4 protein-coding genes are annotated in these 3,327 nt (G+C 28.1%); 1 reads left to right on the forward strand and 3 read right to left on the reverse strand.

The genetic code is table 11. From position 1 onward, the window contains the following. The 3 genes from HNP67_RS06600 to HNP67_RS06610 form a co-directional block, all read right to left on the reverse strand. Positions 1 to 162: DUF603 domain-containing protein (locus tag HNP67_RS06600; protein WP_184125742.1), on the reverse strand; the 162-nt coding region annotated here is incomplete at its 3' end. Between the two features lie 124 nt (positions 163 to 286). Further along, entirely contained in the window at positions 287 to 1,324 is a 1,038-nt protein-coding gene (locus tag HNP67_RS06605; protein WP_184125744.1) for a hypothetical protein, read from the reverse strand. Positions 1,325 to 1,356: 32 nt separating this feature from the next. Further along, positions 1,357 to 2,172 (reverse strand): Erp family outer-surface lipoprotein, encoded by an 816-nt coding sequence (locus HNP67_RS06610; protein WP_184125746.1) that lies wholly within the window; start codon positions 2,170 to 2,172, stop codon positions 1,357 to 1,359. Positions 2,173 to 2,731: 559 nt separating this feature from the next. Here HNP67_RS06610 and HNP67_RS06615 point away from each other — a divergent pair. Continuing rightward, on the forward strand, positions 2,732 to 3,327 hold a 596-nt coding region (locus tag HNP67_RS06615; protein WP_184125748.1), incomplete at its 3' end, for a site-specific integrase.

The following is a 3,327-nucleotide window of genomic DNA, read 5'->3' on the forward strand; positions in this document are numbered from 1 at the left end:
AGAGCCCTCGTTTATAGAAGTTTCTCCGCTTTCCCATTTTTGCCTCATCCTCCATACATTTACTCTAGAAACTCCTAGTCTCTCTGCTATTTCTATGTCACTTAATGAGCCTTCTCTAAAATATGCAACATAATCATCAAAAGATCTTTTGGCTCTTTTCAAAAACATCCCCTTAGAGTAACAATTTGTTAATTTTGCTACTCTAAATGGTAAAGCAATTTAATGAATTTTAACACAAACTATTAACTTCCTTATCCTATTAACGGGTGTTTAATATTTATTTCATTTAATATTTACAACTACCATCACCTGGATCCATTAAACATTTTATAGCTTTCTGAATTTCTTCTTTATTGGCAGTACTTTGAAGAGATTCCTTTAGATTATTTAGAGAATCTTTTAATTTTTCTAAATCTTCTTTAATATCACTAATCTTTACAGTAGTTTTATTTGTATTGCTATCACTCTCTTTTATTTTAATCCTTAATTCTGTTCTAGCTTCTTCTAGTTGGTCAAGAAACCCTTTTAATTCGCCTTCTTCTTCAAGGTAATCGCCCCATTCAGAATAAATAGAAGTACCACGTGTACTCATATCAGTAATATCATCATAAATAGCACCCGTAACCCTATCTTCAACTTCTTTCCCAGATATTTCACTGCTTTCTTCAAAGGGTGCCCCTGGATTAATACTATTAATATCACTGATTATCTTGTCTATTTGTTCTGCGACTGTTGAAATTTTGCCTTTAGTTACTCCCTCAAGGAAATTTTCACCTGATTCTGATTCTCTTAATTTTTTCCTTTTTTCTCTTTCTTCTTTTCTTTTTAATCTTTCTTCTTCTTCTTTTTGATATTTTTCTATTCTTCTTTTTCTAAGCTCTTCATCCTTTCTATCTTTAGCTTTCCCTTCTTCTGTTTTTTCTTTAACTACTGGTTTTAGTACTACTGGCAATTTTGGTTCTTCTGGTAATTCTGGTTTTAATATTTCTGCTGTTTCTAGTTTTGGTTCTTTGCTTTCTAAAGCTATAGGTTCGGGTTTTAATACTTTACCATCATTATAATCTTTTAAATCATTCTTTAGACCCTCTTTTTCTTCTAAATTAACATCTTTCTCATTTTCTTCTTCTTGTAATTTTTTAGCTAATTCATCTACTTTTGGACCACTTGAGGTAATTTTATCTTTTGGATCTAAAATCTTATCTGAAAATCCTTTAATTTTCCTTTCTGCATTTTGTTTTAAATCTTTACTATTTGAATAATTCTTGCAAGAAATTATCAGTACAAAAACTAAACAAATAATAAACATTTTTATTTTTTTATTCATAAAGATTGTCTCCTATACTGTAAACGTTTATTTCAAATTCTTTTTAAATTCATCTTAAATTCCTCTAATAAAATTGCGTATGCATTATCTCTTCCTAAAAATGTAATAAATTGAGAACCATTAATAGTTTCTATTTTTGTTTCTATGTTTTTGCTTCTATAACCTTCTCCTTCTTGATAACCATAATAATCCGCATTAAATGCTCCCCCTCTAATCATTGAATTTACAAAGTTATTAATTTCTGACTCTTTTAATGAAAATAATCTAGCTGTATGCCCCCCAGCATTTAGATCTGTTACAATACCATATTCTTCTTTTATTAGATTTAAAGTTCCTAAATCTATCCAATTACCGATATTTGTTTTTTTATATTTAATATTTACATTAAAATCAAAAAATTCGTCGGTTTTTATGTGAAGATATCCAACTAAAGCACACCTTCTGAAATAAGTAATAGCTGCACCAACAAGTTGTGGCAATGTTTTTATATTTTTAGACCCGCTTTCACTATTCCATTGTAAGTTTTCTGTATGAAGTCGCGTATCAAAAGAAAATTTATATCCAGTGCTTGTACTGTAAAATGTAGTCCTAATAACATGAACTCTACCATATTGACCCTTTACAGAAATTGGGAATTGCCCAAAATCAAGCTCTAAATTGTGCTTCTTTATAACATTTTTAATTTCTTCTAATATATCATCTAAACTCCGATAATTATACTCGTACCCCTTAAGACTTTTGTCAATACCTGCTAAATTCATCTTTAGAGTTTTCATATCTTTTCTGAAGCTTATTTTTGCTTGAATATTGTCTTGTGGGTGATTATTTTTGTTTGAAACATTTTCCATCTTTTTCCTCCTTTAATTATTTTTCAAAATTTTACCCAGCTATTACTTTGATCATCATATTAAGTACGATTTTCACAAGAACTTATCGTCGCAAAAACAGCATAAATAATAAACATTTCTTTATTCATAATTATTGCCTCCTAGACTTTAAAAATAAATCAAAGTTCTATATATACAATTTTTCAAAGATTTAAATATATAATTTTGTTACATTTCAAATTACATATTAACAAAACGCAAATGTAATTTTAATCAACTCCCAAAAATCTCTCCATTGCAAATGACCTACTCATTACAAAAGACTACAAAATACATACAAATTAAATTTCAAAGTCTTTGCTATATATTACACAAAGTATTCTATCTTTCTTGTGTGCCACCCCTAGAAATTGGCACTTATCCTTATTACAGCTATCCTACAGCCCAGATTTTGTATGCAATGAGACACACTTAAATTTGACTAAATTTTTTAGTTTTTGGTAAAATATAAATTACTATTTTTATCTATTTTTATTACTTTTACTTAATTTAAAAGTAACACTTAACTGGAGCTTGTCTTATGGATACTAATAATTCTTTTAATTTAAATAATTTCAATAGGGATTTTACGCTCAAACTATTTCAAGAATATCAAAATGCACTAAATAAAAACAAAATTCTAGAAAATGAAAATAAAATTCTTAAATCACTAGAAAATTCACCTAAACGTAAGAAAAAAAATTCAAAACCAACTCCTAAGTTTTATTTGACCCCAAAAAGTATTAAATTAATTCTAAAATGCTCCAAAACCTTAAAACAAATTGACCCAATTTCTGGTTGGTTTGTGCATCTACTCTTAATAAGTGGGTGTAGAGGCACTGAAATGCAAAAAGTAAAAATGCAAGATATTACTCCCTTTTTAAGCAAAACCGGAAAAACTTTATACAACATAAAAGTAAATGTGGCAAAAAAAAGAAATGTTGCTTGTATTCGAGAAATTGTCATGAGCTCCCAAGAGTTTGAAGCTATTCAAACAGCTCACAAAAATCATTTCGAAGAAAAAAATCTTGATACAAGACGTACCTATCTTTTCCAAAAAACCAAATATAAGTTTAAAGATAACCAAATTGATATTATACATATTTCTAAAAAATTCAAAAATCTTCTTAAAAAATC

It is taken from the genome of Borreliella californiensis, assembly GCF_014205885.1.
GTDB lineage: Bacteria > Spirochaetota > Spirochaetia > Borreliales > Borreliaceae > Borreliella > Borreliella californiensis.

What these genes read in the sequence shown, in the direction of transcription:
- HNP67_RS06605 (WP_184125744.1), bottom strand. Translation starts at nt 1,324, where the DNA reads ATGAATAAAAAAATAAAAATGTTTATTATTTGTTTAGTTTTTGTACTG.
- HNP67_RS06610 (WP_184125746.1), bottom strand. Translation starts at nt 2,172, where the DNA reads ATGGAAAATGTTTCAAACAAAAATAATCACCCACAAGACAATATTCAA.